At 44.6% G+C, this 3,013-nt stretch carries 4 protein-coding genes and 1 pseudogene; 2 read left to right on the forward strand and 3 right to left on the reverse strand.

Translation table 11 applies throughout. The features are described 5' to 3' along the window. Positions 1 to 300: 300 nt before the first annotated feature. Both F6K37_RS36385 and F6K37_RS36390 read left to right on the forward strand, forming a co-directional pair. Positions 301 to 525 (forward strand): hypothetical protein, encoded by a 225-nt coding sequence (locus tag F6K37_RS36385; protein WP_287255847.1) that lies wholly within the window; start codon positions 301 to 303, stop codon positions 523 to 525. Between the two features lie 7 nt (positions 526 to 532). Next, positions 533 to 760 carry a hypothetical protein gene (locus F6K37_RS36390; RefSeq protein WP_158026410.1) on the forward strand — a complete coding sequence of 76 codons (228 nt, stop codon included), beginning with the start codon at positions 533 to 535 and terminating at the stop codon, positions 758 to 760. A gap of 54 nt (positions 761 to 814) precedes the next feature. Here the strand turns inward: F6K37_RS36390 and F6K37_RS36395 are convergent, their stop codons facing one another. The 3 genes and pseudogenes from F6K37_RS36395 to F6K37_RS45845 all read right to left on the reverse strand — a co-directional run. After that, positions 815 to 2,161, reverse strand: a complete 1,347-nt coding sequence (locus tag F6K37_RS36395; protein ID WP_071104216.1) for an IS200/IS605 family accessory protein TnpB-related protein — start codon at positions 2,159 to 2,161, stop codon at positions 815 to 817. Positions 2,162 to 2,264: 103 nt separating this feature from the next. Beyond that, positions 2,265 to 2,453, reverse strand: coding sequence for a hypothetical protein (locus F6K37_RS36400; protein ID WP_193431446.1), 189 nt, complete (start codon positions 2,451 to 2,453; stop codon positions 2,265 to 2,267). A 467-nt stretch (positions 2,454 to 2,920) separates the two neighbouring features. Continuing rightward, positions 2,921 to 3,013 (reverse strand): annotated as a pseudogene (locus F6K37_RS45845) (CHAT domain-containing protein); the annotation flags it as partial.

Raw genomic sequence — 3,013 nt, forward strand, 5'->3', positions numbered from 1 at the left:
TGGTAGATAGGCGTTGGGCTGAGTATGGGTTAGGGGATTTGGATTTGAAGGATGTTGATCCCAATTTGTTTGGGTATGATATGTAATTTATACATCAGCGGTCAGTGGTCAGTGGTCAGCGGTCAGCTTCAAATAGATGACTAGAAAGCTTTGCTGAATCTTCGGATGAATAGCAGTAGAGTGGGCATCCTGCCCGCGCGAAAATATATTGAAAGTAGAGTGGGCATCCTGCCCGCGCGAAAATCTATTCAAAGTAGAGTGGGCATCCTGCCCGCGCCAAAATATCTTGAAACTGGCAAGATGCCAGTTCTACCAAGATGCCAGTTCTACCAAGATGCCAGTTCTACCAAGATGCCAGTTCTACCAAGATGCCGATTCTACAGGTGCGACCCAAGGGCGAATTTAATTCTTAATGCGAAACTGGCAAGATGCCAGTTCTACCAAGATGCCGATTCTACAGGTGCGACCCAAGGGCGATTTACTCGCCCATTGGAAAGCGCACCTACTCTTACAATCATTCAATAATTAAGCAATGCCTACTAAAAAGCGATTGACCGTAGGTCACGCTAAGCGAGTCACGCGATCGCATATATCTCCTAAGGGCTTCTATCTCAACTCATCCCCTGGGATAGGTTCTGTATCTGGTACTGATGCTAATATTGCATCAAAAGCGATGCAGCGCGGTCTTGGGGGTTTCCCCCATGAGCGACTGCATCAAGACACGCTTATAATCTGCTTTTTCAGCATAACTCTGCATTAGTTGTACAACTTTCTGAGCATGAAGCTTCCACCACCTGAACGAGGTGGTGGTGTCCTATGCTAACTTAGAACTACTGCTAGTCCACAAGTCACACAGGCAAGCCCAGCTTCCAGGCGGTCGTCCAGGTCTTTTGCTGGAACGACCCTCCTCGCCATTTCTGCGAGTGAGCTTAAACACACCTCTGGCACCGATATTGTAAGCCCCATTTAAATCTGCATTAAACCGCTTACCTGAAGGGAAGGTTGCCAAAGAGTATTTTTTTGAATTTCGTTTTACCGTACCCGAGCCATCAAAAGCCAACTTTGAAGTATAGGCCGCGACAATCTCTATCACCTTTCCACCTAACTCAGCCCATTTCATTTCCGTGAAGTTGCGGATTTTTGCCTTAAGCCATCCGTGGAATCTTTGCCTTAGATTAGATCGCTTTCGTCCACCTTTTGGCTTCCACCCCTTGAGATTCTCAAAGACAATTGCTTCAGAATTAAATTTATCCGCAATCTCTACAATTCGCTTGGAAACAACATGGCTGATTTGATTGTTAATTCTTTGGCACTTTTGATAAGTGTTGGAGCAAAAACCTTTATGTAGTTTCCCTCCTTTGCCCATCGTTTTTGATGCTCTTCTGGATACGGACTTTAGTCGTTTGTCTCTGCAGTCTATGTCTCTTCCAAGGTGAATAAAATCACAATGAATTACAGTGCCGTCATGAGTTACGACTGCCACGGTAGCCGTAGTGTTTATCCCTAAGTCTACCGCAGTAACATTGGCCTCGGGTTTGCGTTTCTCTGGCCTGCAAGTGAATGGAACAGATAAATGACAGTACTTATCGTTGAAAATCAACGACGGGGACATCATTTTGTTTGTAGTTACCTGATGGCGCTCTCTTAATCCTGCAATCTGAACTATAGTCCAGACCCAGTTTTTTCCATCAAAAACCTTAATTTCTACTTGGTTGAAGCCATGTAATTTGTAACACTGTCCCTTGTATAAGACTGGATAGCAGCCCGCCTCAGCGTTCAGTTTCGGCGGCTTACTACTTCTTTTTTTTCTATTCCCAGACTGCCATTCCCTATATCTAGTAACAAAGCTACTAACCTGCCCAGCCGCAAAAGCAATTGCAGCTCGACGGTAATAGCTAGGAAACTTGTAGAAAGCTTTATTGAATTGTGGGTATTTGATATTTGGACGTTTAGCTGTCTCATGCATCAACTTCTCAACAGCGGGAGTTAATTGCTCTGCTGTCAGTCCACCAAGATCAGACCAATGAACATAAACAATGCCAATTAAGTATCTACAAGCCTGACGATAAACTTTGAGTGTCTCCTCAAACAGTTCCTTCTGTTTGTAGGACGGGTTCAGTTTCCATTTGTCAGTTCTGATAACTTTAGTTGACGTTTTCACTGGCCTTGTAAAGCTTACTAGTTGAAATTTTAACCTACAGAAATATAGACGACAACAAATTAGCTGAAGTTCCAGTTTTTCTTGCTATTATTGTCGGCGTGGACTAACCCCCACTTGGACGTTCGCGTAGCGTGGCCTGCGGCCAAGTGGGGGGAATGCGTCTCACGTCTTGTTCAATTTTTTCGGTAACAGCACTCAGTAACCACTGCTCGATAGAAACTTGATTTTCTTGAGCAAGACGTTGAATTTCTTTCAACAAGGTCTCAGGTAATTCTAAAGGATAATAACTCATTCTATAACTTGCTCCTGTAAATTGAGAGAGTGAACCAACTCTCCTGGTCGAATAACTTCAATCCCGAAATATTGGGCAGCATAAAAAAAATCTTGTGTGGCTGATTCTGGCGATGATTGAGCCCCCCTAGCCCCCCAATTTTGGGGGGAACAAAACTCTTAAAGTCCCCCAATGTTGTATGATTAAGCCCCCCTAGCCCCCCAATTTTGGGGGGAACAAAACTCTTAAAGTCCCCCAAAGTTGTATGATTAAGCCCCCCTAGCCCCCCAATTTTGGGGGGAACAAAACTCTTAAAGTCCCCCAATGTTGGGGGATTTAGGGGGCTTGCCCAAAACCAGATGATCCCGCATTAATACTTCAATTCAGCAACGCCAAAAATCTTGTAAATTATAGCGCTTCTCATAGTAATTAGATACACACAATATTTTTCCCGACTCCCGACTCCCTACTCCCGATTCCCGATTCCCCTAAAGCGCCTCACCAATCAAGGTAAATGCCGCCCAATCTTTCGGATTACCTGACTTCGGAATCATGGTCAACATCGCTTGGCGCAACGCTTG

Source organism: Moorena sp. SIO4E2 (genome assembly GCF_010671945.1).
Lineage (GTDB): Bacteria > Cyanobacteriota > Cyanobacteriia > Cyanobacteriales > Coleofasciculaceae > Moorena > Moorena producens.